The organism is Sphingopyxis sp. RIFCSPHIGHO2_12_FULL_65_19 (assembly GCF_001830555.1).
Lineage (GTDB): Bacteria > Pseudomonadota > Alphaproteobacteria > Sphingomonadales > Sphingomonadaceae > Sphingopyxis.
Window position 1 is genome coordinate 25,867 of record NZ_MIAM01000039.1, and the last position, 15,067, is coordinate 40,933.

Genomic DNA, 15,067 nt, shown 5'->3' on the forward strand with positions numbered 1-15,067 from the left:
GTTTCGGGTGCGTCGGCCGCACTGCCAATGACGACCCCCAATTCCCCGGTCGACAGCCGCACCAGCGTCCCGGCAGGAAAAATGCCAAGGCTGTCGGCGAAGCGGTCGAGCAGCGCGGCATCGAAATGCCCCGTCCAGCGCTGCATCCGGGTCAACGCATCGCACGGGCTCCACGCATCCTTATACGCCCGGTTCGACGTCACGGCGTCATATACGTCGCAGATGGCGCCCATGCGCGCGGTCAGCGACAGCGCATCGCCCTCCAGGCAATCGGGATAGCCGGTTCCGTCGATCTTTTCATGGTGCCGCAGGCAAAGTTCCAGCGCGGCTTCGGGCGCGCCGGGCGAGTTGGTCAGCAGGCGATGCCCGGCGACCGGATGCGACCGCACCATGCGCATTTCGCCCATCGACAGCGTGCCGGGCTTGTTCAGGATCGCGTCCGAAATCGCGACCTTGCCGACATCGTGCAACAGGCCCGCAACGCCCATATCCTCAACCTCTTGCGCGTCCAGGCCCAAATGGCGCGCAAAATTGATCATCAGCGCACAGACCGCCACCGAATGAAGATAGGTATATTCGTCCTTGTCCTTCAGCCGGACAAGGTTGATCAGCGCTTTGGAATCGCGCTCGATCGAGGCCCCGATCGACCGCGCCAGCGTTACCATGCGCCGCACTTCCACCGCACGCCCCAGCCGTGCAGCCTCGAACATATCGACGACGGCCTCGCGTGTGCGTTCGATCACCCGCTTGGCGCGGCGACATTCGGCAGCGTGGCCGGGTCGGCGGCGGGGCTTGTCGCGCGGCGCCCGCCCCGGCGCGGCAAAGGTCGCGGCGGAACGAAACGACATCGCATCGCCCCACGGCCGTTCGGCCGCCTTCGGCCGCTTGCGGTGCGGTTTTGGCCGCTCTCCGGCGTCCTCGTGGTCGTCGCGCGGCGCCAGCCCGCGATCGGCGTCGATCACCACGCCCGCAATGTCCGAATTGCGGATTCGCAGCAGCTGTTCGCGGGTTTCGACACGGAAATAGCGGCGCCAGAACGGGTGATCGAACCACGACCCTTCAAAGGCGTGGATGAACATTCCGATCTCGACATCTTCGGCTTTGATTCGAACAAGCATTTTCGGTCCCGTCGCGCTCCGTCACCGCGCCCGTTCCCAAATACGGCACGATCAGTGCCAATTTAAGCCAGTTGCCGCGAAACCGGCGTCAATCGCCCGCGAAATCGAACGCACTCACCCCGCGCTCGCCCTCCCTGAAACGCAGCGGACGGCCAAGCGGCGGGGTCGATCGCTGGACGCATCCGGTGCGGGTGCAGCGGCGACAGCCGAGTCCGATGGGGGTCGCAGGGCTGCGCATCAGGTCGATCCCCCGCGCGGCGATCAGTGAGGCGGCAACCTTGGCATCGACCCCGACGCACACTGCGAAGCGCGCGGGCGTGCCGCTGCCCGTCGCGCCCGGCGCGGCCACCGAGCGCGACTGGGTGAACCAGCGCGACCCGTCCTCCAGTTCGACCAGGTCGGCGACGACTTCGCCGGGGCGCGCAAAGGCTTCATGGACGCCCCATAGCGGACAGCGTGCGTCGCCATCGACAAGCGCCGACTGGCTCGCGCCGGCATAGCGTTTGCTGCCCTGCCCCGCGCGATCAATCCGCAACATAAAGAAGGGCAACCCGCGCGCGCCGACACGCTGGAGCGTGGTCAGCCGATGCGCGACCTGTTCGTATCCCGCGCCAAAGCGCCGCTGGAGCAGCAGCAGATCGTAACCCGTCGCATCGCACGCTCTCAAGAAACGGCTATACGGCATCATCAGCGCCGCGGCGAAATATTGGATCAGGTGCCGCTCGAACAGGCGCGCCGCCGCACTCTCGGCAAATTCGGCGCCGACGACCAGCGCGTCAATCTCTGCCTTCGCCTCGATTTGCGCCAGCGCCGCCGCGGCGGCGAAGGTGCGCGAGGCGGGGCGCAGCAATTCGTTCAACATCAATTGCCGTGCGTGCCAGTCGAGCCAGCGGAGCCGGTCGGGCATCACGTCCGACGGCAGGATGCGGATGCCAAGCTGGTGCCGGGTGCGCAGCCGCTCCGAAATCGTGCCATAAAGATCGCCCCCGGCGAGGCGCAATTCATCGGCCAGTTCTTCGGCCTTCGCATCCAGATCGGCAAAATGGTTACGCCATTTCTCGATCGCGCGGCGCACCGCGGCCACTTCGGGCGCGTCGCCGTCACTTTCGGTTGCCGCTTCGGGCGCCGCGTCGAACAATCGCGCGAACGCCGCCGCGGTCGCGGGCGCGGTCTGGAGCCACTCCTCGACCTCTTCCGCCCCGATCCCCAGGTCGGCAAAGCGCGGATCGGCCAGCCGCCGCCGCAGCCCCGCGGCGCCCCCCGGCACCTCGTCGCCGCCCAGCGTCGCGGCGTCGAACGCAAAGCGTTCGGCCAGCTTGACCAGCACGGTGGCGGAGAGCGGGCGTTGCCCATTCTCGATCAGATTGAGATAGCTGGGCGAAATATCGAGCGCCTCGGCCATCGCGGCCTGGGTCATCCCCGCCTCGCGCCGCACCCGCCGCACCGCCGGCCCCGCAAACACGCGCCGCTCGCTCATATTTGTAACTTTCTTTACAATGTTACACGCTAATTACCACGAACCGGCCGGTATTCACAAATATTATTGACAAAGCTTTTCACTTTCCGCGACACCTTCGCCAACATCCACCCATCACCTCTCACAAGGATACGACGATGGGTTATCAGGAAGACATGGCGCAGGCAGGCCGCCTCATCCGCGACTACGACGGCACATGGGACGGCATCAGCGGCGAAAGCATCGCCCGCATGCGCGCCCAGAACAAGTTCAAGACCGGCCTCGACGTCGCCCGCTACACCGCGCGCATCATGCGCGCCGACATGGCCGCCTATGACGCCGATCCCGCCAACTACACCCAGTCCTTGGGCTGCTGGCACGGCTTCATCGCGCAGCAGAAGATGATCTCGATCAAGAAGCATTTCGGCACCGTCAAGGGCCGCTACATCTACCTCTCGGGCTGGATGATCGCCGCGCTGCGCAGCGAATTCGGCCCCCTTCCCGACCAGTCGATGCACGAAAAGACCAGCGTTCCGGCGCTGATCGAGGAAATCTACACCTTCCTCCGCCAGGCCGACGCCCGCGAGTTGGGCATGCTGTTCCGCGACCTCGACGCCGCGCGCACCGAGGGCGACGAGCTGAAGGCCAAGCAGGTCCAGGCCGCGATCGACAACCATGAAACGCACGTCGTGCCGATCATCGCCGACATCGACGCGGGCTTCGGCAATGCCGAGGCGACCTACCTGCTCGCCAAAAAGATGATCGAAGCCGGCGCCTGCGCGCTCCAGATCGAGAACCAGGTCTCGGACGAAAAACAGTGCGGCCACCAGGACGGCAAGGTCACCGTGCCGCACGAGGATTTCATCGCGAAGATCCGCGCCTGCCGCTACGCCTTCATGGAGTTGGGGGTCGAGGACGGCATCATCGTGACCCGCACCGACAGCCTTGGCGCGGGCCTGACCAAGCAGATCGCCTTCTCGAAGGAGCCGGGCGACCTCGGCGACCGCTATAACAGCTTCCTCGACTGCGAAGAGGTCGACGGCGCAGGCAATCCTGGCGACGTCCTGATCAACCGCGACGGCAAGCTGATGCGGCCGAAGCGCCTGCCCTCGAACCTCTATCAGTTCCGTCCTGGAACCGGCGAGGATCGCTGCGTCATGGACTGCATCGCGTCTTTGCAGAACGGCGCCGACCTGCTGTGGATCGAAACCGAAAAGCCGCACATCGAACAGATCGCCGGCATGGTCGACCGCATCCGCGAAGTCGTGCCCAACGCGAAGCTTGCGTACAATAATTCGCCGAGCTTCAACTGGACGCTGAACTTCCGCCAGCAGGTCTATGATGCGTGGGAGCAGGAGGGCAAGGACGTCAGCGCCTATGACCGCGCCAAGCTGATGAGCGTCGATTATGACGGCACGCCGCTGGGCGACGAAGCCGACAACCGGATCCGTACCTTCCAGCGCGATTCGGCGAAGCGGGCGGGCATTTTCCACCACCTGATCACGCTGCCGACCTATCACACCGCGGCGTTGTCGACGGACAATCTCGCCAAGGAATATTTCGGTGACGAAGCGATGCTGGGTTACGTCAAGGGCGTCCAGCGCGCCGAGATCCGCCAAGGCATCGCCTGCGTGAAGCACCAGAATATGTCGGGCAGCGACATCGGCGACGACCACAAGGAATATTTCGCCGGCGAAGCGGCGCTGAAGGCCGCGGGCAAGGACAACACGATGAACCAGTTCGCTGCGTAACGAGATTGGCGCGGGGGACCCGTTGCAGCCCCCGCGTCTACCCTCTTGGCGCGGGGCGCCTTGCACAAATCGCCCCGCGCCTCCCGAGCTTTCCTGGGGAGGAAAGCCTGTCCGTCGGAAGCCGAAAGGCCTCCGGCGGACATTTTCGTCAAAGCGTCACTTTTTCCTCCTCGCGCGTCTTGACCAGCGACCAGATCACCCCGCCCGCGATCAGCGCGACCGTAACGCCAAGGCTGATCAGCGGCGGGAATTTGGCGCCGTCCAGCAGGAAATCGGCGACGAAGATCTTCGATCCGATGAACACAAGGACCAGCGCGAGCGCATATTTCAGGTAATGGAAACGATGCACCATCGCCGACAGCGCGAAATAGAGCGCGCGCAGGCCAAGGATCGCCATGATGTTCGAGGTGTAGACGATGAAGGTGTCCGTGGTGATCGCAAAGATCGCCGGGACGCTGTCAACCGCGAACACAAGGTCGGCAAGGTTGATCACGACAAGCGCAAGAAACAGCGGCGTTGCCGCCAGCACGATCTTGCCGGTCTTTGTATCGGGCACCCGAACGAAAAACTTCTCGCCGTGAAGTTCGCTGGTGATCGGCATCCGGCGCGACAACCATTTGACGACCGGATTACCGGCAACGTCCATCGGCTTTTCGCTCGCGAACAGCATCTTGACGCCGGTGAACACCAGGAACGCCGCGAAGATGTAGAGCACCCAGCCATATTCGGTGACCAGCGCCGCGCCGCCTGCAATCATGATGCCGCGCAGCACGATGACCGCGACGATACCCCACAAAAGCGCGCGATACTGGTAGCGCGGCGGGATCGCAAAGGTTGTGAAGATCAACGAGATGACAAAGATATTGTCGATCGACAACGCCTTCTCGATGAAGAAGCCCGTGTAATATTGAAGACCGGCCTCACCGCCTTTCGCGGCCCACACCCACGCGCCGAACGTCGTGGCGATACCGATGTAGAGCGCCGAGAGCTTGAGGCTCTCGCCGATTCCCATCTCCTTGTTTTCCTTGTTCAGGATGCCAAGGTCGAACGCGGTAAGCGCGATGACGAGCGTCAGGAAGGCGAGCCAGAACCAAGCGGGGGTGCCCAGCCAGTCGGCAAACAGAAATTCCATGATGATTGTCCCTGGATATGCCGAAAGCGCTGCCTTCGTTAAGGCAACGCTTTCGGTTGTCGATTATTGGGGTTAGCGGGCGAACGCCGGGCGCAGCACAGGGCGCCGCGAAAGGTCCGCGAGTCGCTTTTTGACCGCCAGCTTCAGCGTTTTCAATCGCAGCAGGCGAAACGGATCGGCGCCGCGCCGCCGCACCTCGCGGCGTTCGGCGTCGTCGAGTTGGCGATGCAGCTCGGTCAGGCGGTAAAGATTGGGATTGAGCGTCATAAAAGGCCTCCTGATTGATAAATCAAGCAGGTGACGCCGACGCCGGTCCCAGGAGTAGAGGGGAGATGGGCCAGAGCATCGGTGTCACCCGATGCGGTCCGACATCACGTGGCGGGAAAAATCCCGCCGACGCCAGAGGGGCCCGGCCCGCATGGTTTTTATTTAAGGCCGCAGCGTCGCTCTTTCAAGCCCCCGTCGCATCATGCTAGCCAAAGCGTGCGCATCCCGGCGCACAGGAGGCTTCGCATGTCCGTGATCGTCGACCAGGATGGGCCGGTGACCATCGTCACCATCAATCGCCCCGCGCGCCGCAACGCCGTTGATCCGGCGACCGCGGTCGCCCTTCGCGATGCCTTCGCGGCCTTTGCCGCTGACGCCGGCGCGCGCGCTGCGATCCTGACAGGAAGCGACCGGCATTTCTGCGCTGGCTTCGACCTCCATGCCGTCGGCACATCGCACTATGACCCGGAGGGTCCCGGCCCGATGGGGCCGACCCGGATGCTGCTTGAAAAGCCAGTGATCGCCGCGATCGAGGGCCATGCGGTGGCGGGCGGGCTTGAACTCGCGCTTTGGTGCGACCTGCGCGTCGCGGCCGCCAGCGCGATATTCGGGGTCTATTGCCGCCGCTGGGGCGTGCCGCTCATCGACGGGGGCACCGTGCGGCTGCCGCGCATCGTCGGCCAGGGACGCGCGCTCGACATGATCCTCACTGGTCGCCCCGTTGCCGCCGAAGAGGCGCAACGCATCGGCCTTGCCGACCGCGTGGTCGCCGACGGCGAAGCGCTCGCGGCCGCGCTGGCACTGGCAAAGCAAATCGCTGCTTTCCCGCAAATCTGCATGAACAGCGACCGTTTGAGCGCATACCGTCAATGGGACTTCGATATCGAGGGCGCACTCGCGCATGAAGCCCATGCAGGCGTCGTTCCCTTGCGCGAAGGGGCTGCGGCGGGCGCCAGGCGCTTTACCGAAGGGACGGGACGCGGCGGCAGTTTTGCGGCATTCAACGGCGACTGACAATGGCGGGGTGGGAGCGGAGAAAAAGCTCGTCATCCCCGCGAAAGCGGCTGCTTACCGCGCCGTTCGGCTGGCTCATCGGCATGTTTCCGCTTTCGCAGGAATGACGAAATGTTGCGCTCGCACGCGTTCGTCATCGGTTAAAAACCCCAATCCATCATCCCAGCCTTGATCCAGGGGCCACGGCGCGCGCCCTTATCATCGATCGCAGACGCACGTCCGGGTGCCGAAAATTGGCCGAGGGCGTGTCCGGTGCGCGGACGTCGTCTGCAACCTTGCAGGCTGTCAATCGATGCGATTGAAGTGCGTCGTTTCCAGTTGTTGCCGGTTATCATTCGACCAGACAATCGTTTCGGTCATCGATTTCAGATCCTTGGCGACGGTATAGACGCGCGTCGACACCTTGGCGCCGCCCTTCCCCAGCGTCATCACTAACGTGTCCGGCGCCGGCTGACGCAAGGCAACGCTGTCGATGAAACCCATATTGCCGGTAATCGCTACGGGGACGCCATCAAGCGCGGCGGTCGATTCCGCATGCCGGCTGGAGCCGTCCGGCGCGACGATTTCGACCCGCGTTGTCCATTTGCCGTCGTGTGAGGGCCGAAAACTCATCGTCACCCGCCGGGGCCGTTCCTCCACCGGCATGAGCGAAGCGTCGAGCGACCAGTTTCCAATCAGCGGCATCGACTGGGACGCCGCGCCGTGAACGGCGTTCGATGTACCGATCTGTTCGGCAGAAGGCGGGGCCGCGACCATGAGTCCGGCGGCGGCCAGGGATATTGCGATAAGCATGACAATCATTCCTTTCGGACCGCGAACCCCGATGGTTGCGGTGCGGCCCAAATCTGTCACTGCGGTGCGCCGTCCCGAAAGATCGATATTTTCGTCACAAGTTTTTTGGAGGTCCAGAAGCCGCGCCAATTCGCGGCTACTGCCGACGCCTGTCTTGCGGCGGGCGGAGCGCAGGCGCTCGTTGATCGAGGTTTCCGAACGGCCCAGACGTGCGGCGATGGTCTTGACCGTGTGTCCCGCGACCAACAGGCGCAAAATTTCCATCTCCCGGTCGGAGAGGCACGCGGACAAGCCGGAGTCAGATTGATGGGCAGGCATGTCCTTCGCTCACCACAGCCTCAACACCAGGTCCATCCCAATTTATTTGGGAAACGGTGGAAGACGGCGACTAATATATTTCTTCAAACGTCCAGCCGGTCAGCCCCAGCGCAAAATCGCCGAACTTGCGAACTGGGCCCTCAGTGGGCGACCAGCGGTTGATGAAACGATAGCCCTCGTGGCTGACGCCTTCGACGATCCACTGGCTGCCGTCTAGACCATTGTCGCATTCAGTGGCGCGCTGTTCGAGGACCTTTGTTCTGAACAATATCGCGCGGAGTTTACCGATCTCGGCGGCTGAAAGCGGCCGTCGGACCTCCCGCTCCACTTTGCCCGGCTCATAACCGCCCTCGCCCGATAGTTGCTTGGCGATGAGCGTGGCATGCTCCCCGGACCGTTCGATCCGCACGATCACGGGATGGTGAAAAGTCGGCAGCCATGTGAAGCGCAGCGTTGATTTGCCCGCCGGGGCAGAAACGCGCGACCGTTCGTACAGCGACGGCTCCCTCGCCGCATCCCAATGGCTGGGATACCAATCCCTTTCGACCTCGCTGATCGTCGCGAAGCACTCGGGATATCCCTTAAAATTGCAGACCTGTGCCGGCTTTCCGAACGACTTTGGAAAATATCTCTTTCCCGCTTTTGAAGACGTGATCGCCGTCTTGTTACCCGGCAACACAACACAGCGGCGGTCGATTGCGGGCACGGCGGTATCGCCCGAATTGCAGCTGGCGAGCATGAGCGGAAAGAGGATGACGACCCTCATCCTCTCCTTGTACAAGAACGAATTTGGTCGAAGCTTCGTTTTTCGGAAACGAAGGCCGGACGTCGCCAAAGCCGTCTCCCTACCCCTTCGACATCAGCTTCATCGTCATCGCCGTCAGCGCCTCGGTCGCGGTCGAGATGACCGCGGGTGCGTCGGGCGCCCAGAAGGGCGAGTGCAGGCTCGGCAGCGTCCGGCCGTCCTTCTTTGCCGCGTCATATTCGGCCTGCGGCACCCCGCCGACCCAGACGATCAGGCTCTTGATGCTCTTGTCCTCTCGCCCGAAGCGGCCGAAATCCTCGCCGCCCATCACCGGCGGCATCTTGACGACGCGCTCGCTGCCGAAGCTGGTCGTCAGATACGCCGCCATCTCTTCGGTGAAATCGACCGTATTGAACGTCGCCGGCGTATATTCATCTCTCTGCACCGTCACGACGGGCATCTTGTCCTCGGGCATCCCGGCGGCAATCGCCTCCCCCTTTGCGATGCGCGCGATGCCGTCCAGCAGGTGGTCGCGCACTTCGTCGGAGTAGCTGCGCACCGTCAGTTGCAGCTTTGCCTCGTCGGAAATGATATTGTGCTTTGCGCCCGCGTGAAAGCTGCCGACGGTGACCACCGCGCTGTCGAGCGGGCTGATCTCGCGTGAGACGAGCGTCTGGAGCGCGCCGACGATCCGGCTGGCGAGCACGATCGGGTCCTTTGTCGTTTGCGGATAGGCGCCGTGGCCGCCAACCCCCTTCACGGCAATGTCAACGCTGTCCACATTGGCGAGCGCATAGCCGGGCGTATAGCCGATCTTGCCCGCCGGGAACTGCGCCGCGTCGTGAAAGGCCAGCACATATTCGGGTTTGGGAAAGCGCTTATAAAGTCCATCCTCGAGCATCATGCGCGCGCCGGCGCCGCGTTCCTCGGCGGGCTGGCCGATCATCACCAGCGTGCCCGACCATTTCGCCTTGTTCGCGGCCATCAGCCGCGCGACGCCGATCCACGCGGCCATATGCGTGTCGTGCCCGCACGCGTGCATGACGCCGGTTTCGACGCCTTCCGTGGTGGTCACGCGCACCTTTGACGCGCCGGGAAGGCCGGTCTGTTCGGTCACCGGCAGCCCGTCCATGTCAGCGCGCACCATCACGACAGGGCCCGGCCCATTCTTCATCACCGCAACGATGCCCGTCCCGCCGACCTTTTCGGTGACATCGAACCCCAGCTTGCGCGCCTCGGCCGCGAGGATGCCCGCCGAACGCACCTCCATGAAGCTGAGTTCGGGATGGGCGTGCAAATCCTTGTAGATCGCGATCAGCGACGGCATCTGCTTGTCGACCTCGCCGCGCAGCGTTTGCGCGCCCGCGGGCATCGCCAAAGCCAGCCCCGCGAAAGCCAAGAGGGAGGCGCCCGTCCACAAAATCCGCATCGTCTTTCACCTGTTTTCGTAGTCAGCTCACCGGGACCAGTTCGATCACGTCGAGCAAGGATTCATACGCCGGTGCAGGCAGCACCAGCCGCCAGCGATTATCGCCGATCCGCTCGACCAGCCCCGCCATGTCGCGCATCCGGTCGCTGCCATAATTGACCGCCATTTTTTCGTCGCCAAGCTCCAGCGTGCCAAGAAACACCTGGCGTTTCAGATTGTCGGGAAAGATCAATCCCACCGGGCGCTGTGACCCCGTGACCTTGGTCAGGCTCGACAGTCCCTGTTCGGCCGACACGCGGCACCGAAACCAGCCATAGGCGACGTAGGACAGCCCGCCCCGCCCCTGCGCACCGACCTTTATCGTCCGGCACCGATAGTCGCCGGCCGGCAGATGCGGGTTGGGCAAGGCTGCCGCCGGTTGCAGCAACACGCCCTCGCGGTCGATGTCGGCGCCGAACCCCTTTGCCCGCGCGTCGGCGAGCGCGGTCTGCCAGCTGCTATACCAGCCGCGAATCCGTCCCTGGTCCTGCGCGGTCGCTGTGGCGCGCCACGTGCCGGTTTCGGCCGGTGCATCGGCAGCCGAGGGCGGCATCGGCGGCACCGTTCGACAGGCGCCAGCCATCAGGCCCAACGCCAGGGCAAAAATCAAACTCTTACGACCCCTCATTCTCCGTCACTCCCCGGTCCGGTTGCGTTAACCTTAGGGGCGCAAAGGAGAATGCTCAAGGCCGCAGCTAGTTATCCGGCGGTCCACCCGCCATCGACGCTCAGGTTGGCGCCGGTGATGTTGGCCGCCTCGTCTCGTGTCAGGAAGGATGCGATCGCCGCGACCTGCTCGACCGTCACAAATTGCTTGGTCGGCTGTCCAGCGAGCAGGACATCGTTGATCACCTGCTCGCGCGTCATCCCCCGCGCCTTCATCGTATCGGGGATCTGGTTTTCGACCAGCGGCGTCCAGACATAGCCCGGGCTGATGCAATTCACTGTAATCCCGGCATCGGCGACTTCCAGCGCGACGGTCTTGGTCAGGCCGGCAAGGCCGTGCTTGGCGGTGACATAGGCCGACTTGAATGGCGACGCGACAAGCGAGTGCGCCGACGCTGTGGCGATGATGCGCCCCCATTTCTTCTTCCGCATTCCCGGCACCGCGTGGCGGATCGTGTGGAAAGCCGCGGTCAGGTTGAGCGCGATGATCATGTCCCATTTTTCGGGCGGGAAATCCTCGACGGGCGAAACGAACTGCATTCCGGCATTGTTGACAAGGATATCGACGCCGCCGAAATCGGCATCGGCGCGTTTGAACATCGCCTCGATCTGGTCCGGCTTCGTCAGATCGGCGCCGTCATAGGCGGCCTTGCCGCCGCTGATTGCCTCCAATCCCTTGCGCTCGACCTCGATCGCGTCGGCGTCGCCGAAGCCGTTGATGATGATGTTCGCACCTTCGGCCGCAAACGTCTTGGCGATGCCGAGCCCGATGCCGGAGGTCGATCCGGTGACGAGGGCGGTCTTTCCAGTCAGGCGCATGAAATTAGTCCTTTCGGGTGGAGAGAGGATCAGGAAACGTCGGGTTCGGCCTTTGGTCGCAATGCATTCGATTGCACCGCAAAACTGTCCGACCGCCCTTCGGCAATGCTGTCGGTGAGCAGATGGCCGTCCTTCATCGCGGCCTCGACCGCATCGCGGCCGAGTGCCCAGTTGACCTCCATCGTCGATCGCGAAAACTCGAAATCGCGCGCGCCGGTCTGCCATGCGGGCGGCTCGTGGATCAGTTGGACAACGTTGAGCGCCTTGCAGTCGACCATCTTTCGGACCGCCTTCACTTCGGGCAGCTCGGAATATTCGGCAGGCAGCTTGTCGAGCATCCGGTCGATCAGCCGGTGCTCCTTGCGCCGCCGCACCAGCCCGTCGGAAATCCGTCGCGTGCGGCTTGAATAACGAATATCCTTTTCGCGCGACCAGGCTTCTTCCAGGTCGTGTGGCCGCACACCGCGCGCGGGGAACAGGTCGACCTGAAACACCAGCATATCCTCTTTCGCGGCGTCGACGACATGTTCGAGCGGAGTGTTGGAAACCAGTCCGCCGTCCCAATACCATGTCCCGTCGATCTCGACCGGCGGCAGACCCGGCGGCAGCGCGCCCGACGCCAATATATGCCGCGCGTCGATCCGGTCGCTTCGGGTATCGAAATAACGAAAATTGCCCGTTTCGACCGCGACAGCACCGACCGAAAGGCGCACGTTCCCGTCATTCACCCGGTCCCAATCGACCAGCCGATCGAGCGTCGCGACCAGCGGCGCCGTGTCGTAGAAGCTGACCGCTTCGGGCGTCTGCCGCTCGGCGAAAGCGGGCGGCGGAAAGCGCGGGGTGAAAAAGCCGGGAACGCCGAACGCCATCACCTGCCCCGCGGCGGTCATATGGCTCCATTCGCGCGCCCAGTCATTGTCGGGAGTCGGCAGCGACGGCAACGCCGACGAGACGCCTTCCCAGAAGGCGCGCATCTTGGAGACCGCCTGATCACGTTCGTTCCCGGCGATGATCGCAGCGTTGACGGCGCCGATCGAAATCCCGGCAACCCAGTCGAGTTCGAGCCCGCGTTCGATCAACGCCTCATACACCCCAGCCTGAAATGCGCCGAGCGCGCCCCCGCCTTGCAGGACGAGCACGACCAGGTCGGGCAATGGCAAAGCGGCGCGGGCGGCACGGCGGGGCATGGACTCGGCAATCCTTTGTTTGGTGCCGCGGTTTTGTGCACCGCAGCACGGCCCATTGCAATGACTCGATTCCATACCAAAGCCCTTTCAATTGCTTGACGCTGCTGTAACTATCGAACCGAAACGACGATTGACGGTGGAGAAACCCAATGCGCCTCGACGATTATGATCCCGGCGACGACATCCGCGACCTTGGCCGCGGCGGCGGCGGTTTCGGGGGTGGCGGGGGCGGCGGCCTTGGCGGACTGCTGATCGGTTTCCTGCCGATGCTGCTGGGCCGCAAGATGGGCTGCGGCACGATCCTGTTGCTGGGCGCGGTGGCCTTTTTCGTGCTCGGCCCCGGAGCGAACATGCTGAGCATGGGCGGCGGCACAAGCGACCCGGCCGCCGACAGCCGGAGCGGCACGAACGTCGCGTGCGATACCCAGGCCGAGCGATTGGCGTGCAATGTGTTCGGGTCGACCCACACCGTCTGGGGCGGGCTGATCAACGGGTATCAGAAACCGACGCTCAATTTCTTCACTGAAAGAAACGAGTCGGATTGCGGCGCTGCACAGGCCGCGATGGGGCCATTTTATTGCCCCGCCGACAATGGCGTTTATCTCGACACCAGTTTTTTCCGCGAACTCGAACAACGCTTTGGCGCCGCGGGGGATGCGGCGCAGGCCTATGTCATCGCGCATGAAGTCGGCCACCATATCCAGACGATCAGCGGCATTTCGGATCAGGTTCGCCGCGCGCAACAGCGCGCCTCGCAGGCCGAAGGCAATGCGCTGCAAGTCCGTATGGAGTTGCAGGCCGATTGTTACGCCGGAGTGTGGGCGGCGCGCGCAAAGACCGCCGCGGGCCGGCCAGTGATGGAAGCGGGCGACATGGAGGAGGCCATGCGCGCCGCCAATGCCATCGGCGACGACACGCTGATGCGCTCAGCAGGGCAGCGTCCGGTGCCCGAAAGCTTTACCCACGGGACCAGCGAGCAGCGGATGAGCTGGCTGCGGCGCGGCCTGCAATCGGGGGACCCGCGCCAGTGCGACGCGTTCGCTTCCAATATCTGACGGCGGCGCTCGCGGCGGTCCTCGTCGCGTCGCCCGCCTCTGCCGAAACGCTTTATATCCAGACAGGCCGGCTGATCGACGGCCTGTCGGACGAGGCCCGAACCGGCCAGTGCATCACCGTCGATGGCGAATTGATCAAGGCGGTCGGCGCGTGCGGCACGGCGCCCGATGGCGCCACTATCGTCGACTGGTCGGGCTTTACGGTCCTTCCGGGGCTGATCGACCTCCACACCCACCTCGCCGACCTGGGCCAGAGCGCCGACCTTGCCGCCCCGATCAAGGCCTCGCCCGCCGAAACGGCGCTCGTCGGCGCACGCAACGCGCGCGCGACGCTGAATGCCGGTTTCACCAGCGTGCGCGACGTCGGAACCTATCGCGGACTGACCGATGTGACGCTGCGCAACGCGATCGACCGCGGCGACGTGCCCGGCCCGCGGATGTGGGTCGCGGGCGCCTATCTGACGATCCCGAAAGGCGGCGGCGAACTCAACGGCGTCGTCCCGAACGAACAATTGCCGCCCGACATGCGGCTCGGCGTCGCAGCGACGCCCGACGAAGCCGCCGCGCGGACGACATATCTGCTCGATCAGGGGGCCGACTTCATCAAGGCCATTGCCACCGGCGCCGTGCTTGCCATCGGCACCGAACCCGGTGCCCCCGAACTGACCACCGACCAGCTGCGCGCGATCGTGAAGGTGGCCCATGCCCGCGGCAAAAAGGTCACTGCCCACGCGCATGGCGCCATCGGCATCCGCAATGCGATCGAGGCCGGGGTCGACAGCATCGAACATGCCAGCCTCGCCGACGAGGCGACGCTGCAACTTGCGAAAAAGCATGGCACCTGGCTCGCGATGGATATCTATAACGGCACCTATATCGACGATATCGGCACCAAAGAGGGCTGGCCCGAAGAATATCTGCGCAAGAACCGCGAGACGACCGATGCGCAGCGCGCCGCCTTTCGCCGCGCGGTCGAGTTGGGGGTCAATATCGGTTATGCGACCGATGCTGGCGTCTATCCGCATGGACTGAACGCGCGGCAGTTCCGCAATATGGTCAAATATGGGATGACGCCGATGCAGGCGATCCGGTCCGCCACCGGCCGCGCTGCGGAGGAAATGGGCCGCAGCGACGTCGGCGCGATCGTCGCCGGCCGCTACGCCGATTTCGTTGCGGTGAAGACCGATCCGCTCACCGACATCACGGTTCTCGAAAAGATCGACCATGTGATGAAGGGCGGCGTTCTGGTCCGTTAGACTTACCGGAAGTCGTCATTGCG

14 protein-coding genes are annotated in these 15,067 nt (G+C 63.9%); 4 read left to right on the forward strand and 10 right to left on the reverse strand.

Features of this window, described 5'->3' with window-relative positions; genetic code table 11:
- Both A3E77_RS11475 and A3E77_RS11480 read right to left on the reverse strand, forming a co-directional pair.
- A partial coding sequence (locus tag A3E77_RS11475) for an HD-GYP domain-containing protein (RefSeq protein ID WP_293645994.1) occupies positions 1-1,118 on the reverse strand: 1,118 nt, incomplete at its 3' end.
- An 88-nt stretch (positions 1,119-1,206) separates the two neighbouring features.
- Positions 1,207-2,595 (reverse strand): helix-turn-helix domain-containing protein, encoded by a 1,389-nt coding sequence (locus A3E77_RS11480; protein ID WP_293645996.1) that lies wholly within the window; start codon positions 2,593-2,595, stop codon positions 1,207-1,209.
- A 137-nt stretch (positions 2,596-2,732) separates the two neighbouring features.
- Here A3E77_RS11480 and A3E77_RS11485 point away from each other — a divergent pair, with 137 nt between their 5' ends.
- On the forward strand, positions 2,733-4,325 hold the full coding sequence (locus A3E77_RS11485) for an isocitrate lyase (protein ID WP_293645998.1): 1,593 nt from the start codon (positions 2,733-2,735) through the stop codon (positions 4,323-4,325).
- Between the two features lie 148 nt (positions 4,326-4,473).
- Here the strand turns inward: A3E77_RS11485 and A3E77_RS11490 are convergent, their stop codons facing one another.
- Together A3E77_RS11490 and A3E77_RS11495 are read right to left on the reverse strand one after the other, a co-directional pair.
- Entirely contained in the window at positions 4,474-5,457 is a 984-nt protein-coding gene (locus tag A3E77_RS11490) for a TerC family protein (protein ID WP_293646000.1), read from the reverse strand.
- A gap of 72 nt (positions 5,458-5,529) precedes the next feature.
- Complete coding sequence (locus A3E77_RS11495; RefSeq protein ID WP_293646002.1) at positions 5,530-5,724, reverse strand: hypothetical protein; 195 nt, start codon at positions 5,722-5,724, stop codon at positions 5,530-5,532.
- A gap of 246 nt (positions 5,725-5,970) precedes the next feature.
- Between A3E77_RS11495 and A3E77_RS11500 the strand changes: the two genes are divergently transcribed.
- Positions 5,971-6,738 (forward strand): crotonase/enoyl-CoA hydratase family protein, encoded by a 768-nt coding sequence (locus A3E77_RS11500; RefSeq protein WP_293646004.1) that lies wholly within the window; start codon positions 5,971-5,973, stop codon positions 6,736-6,738.
- A gap of 285 nt (positions 6,739-7,023) precedes the next feature.
- Here A3E77_RS11500 and A3E77_RS11505 read toward each other — a convergent pair whose 3' ends face one another.
- The 6 genes from A3E77_RS11505 to A3E77_RS11530 all read right to left on the reverse strand — a co-directional run bounded on the left by A3E77_RS11505 (position 7,024) and on the right by A3E77_RS11530 (position 12,733).
- On the reverse strand, positions 7,024-7,848 hold the full coding sequence (locus tag A3E77_RS11505) for a helix-turn-helix domain-containing protein (RefSeq protein ID WP_293646006.1): 825 nt from the start codon (positions 7,846-7,848) through the stop codon (positions 7,024-7,026).
- Positions 7,849-7,918: 70 nt separating this feature from the next.
- Positions 7,919-8,683: a hypothetical protein gene (locus tag A3E77_RS11510; RefSeq protein WP_293646008.1), complete on the reverse strand. Its 765-nt coding sequence runs from the start codon at positions 8,681-8,683 to the stop codon at positions 7,919-7,921.
- A 10-nt stretch (positions 8,684-8,693) separates the two neighbouring features.
- Positions 8,694-10,022, reverse strand: coding sequence for an amidohydrolase (locus A3E77_RS11515; RefSeq protein WP_293646010.1), 1,329 nt, complete (start codon positions 10,020-10,022; stop codon positions 8,694-8,696).
- 22 nt (positions 10,023-10,044) lie between these two features.
- Entirely contained in the window at positions 10,045-10,644 is a 600-nt protein-coding gene (locus A3E77_RS11520; protein ID WP_293646012.1) for a DUF4893 domain-containing protein, read from the reverse strand.
- A 116-nt stretch (positions 10,645-10,760) separates the two neighbouring features.
- On the reverse strand, positions 10,761-11,546 hold the full coding sequence (locus A3E77_RS11525) for a 3-hydroxybutyrate dehydrogenase (protein ID WP_293646014.1): 786 nt from the start codon (positions 11,544-11,546) through the stop codon (positions 10,761-10,763).
- 29 nt (positions 11,547-11,575) lie between these two features.
- Complete coding sequence (locus A3E77_RS11530) at positions 11,576-12,733, reverse strand: patatin-like phospholipase family protein (RefSeq protein WP_293646016.1); 1,158 nt, start codon at positions 12,731-12,733, stop codon at positions 11,576-11,578.
- A gap of 149 nt (positions 12,734-12,882) precedes the next feature.
- Here A3E77_RS11530 and ypfJ point away from each other — a divergent pair, with 149 nt between their 5' ends.
- Together ypfJ and A3E77_RS11540 are read left to right on the forward strand one after the other, a co-directional pair.
- Entirely contained in the window at positions 12,883-13,788 is a 906-nt protein-coding gene (gene ypfJ / locus A3E77_RS11535; protein WP_293646018.1) for a KPN_02809 family neutral zinc metallopeptidase, read from the forward strand.
- Positions 13,761-15,044: a metal-dependent hydrolase family protein gene (locus A3E77_RS11540; RefSeq protein ID WP_293646020.1), complete on the forward strand. Its 1,284-nt coding sequence runs from the start codon at positions 13,761-13,763 to the stop codon at positions 15,042-15,044. Before ypfJ ends, A3E77_RS11540 begins: the two co-directional genes overlap by 28 nt.
- Positions 15,045-15,067 lie beyond the last annotated feature (23 nt).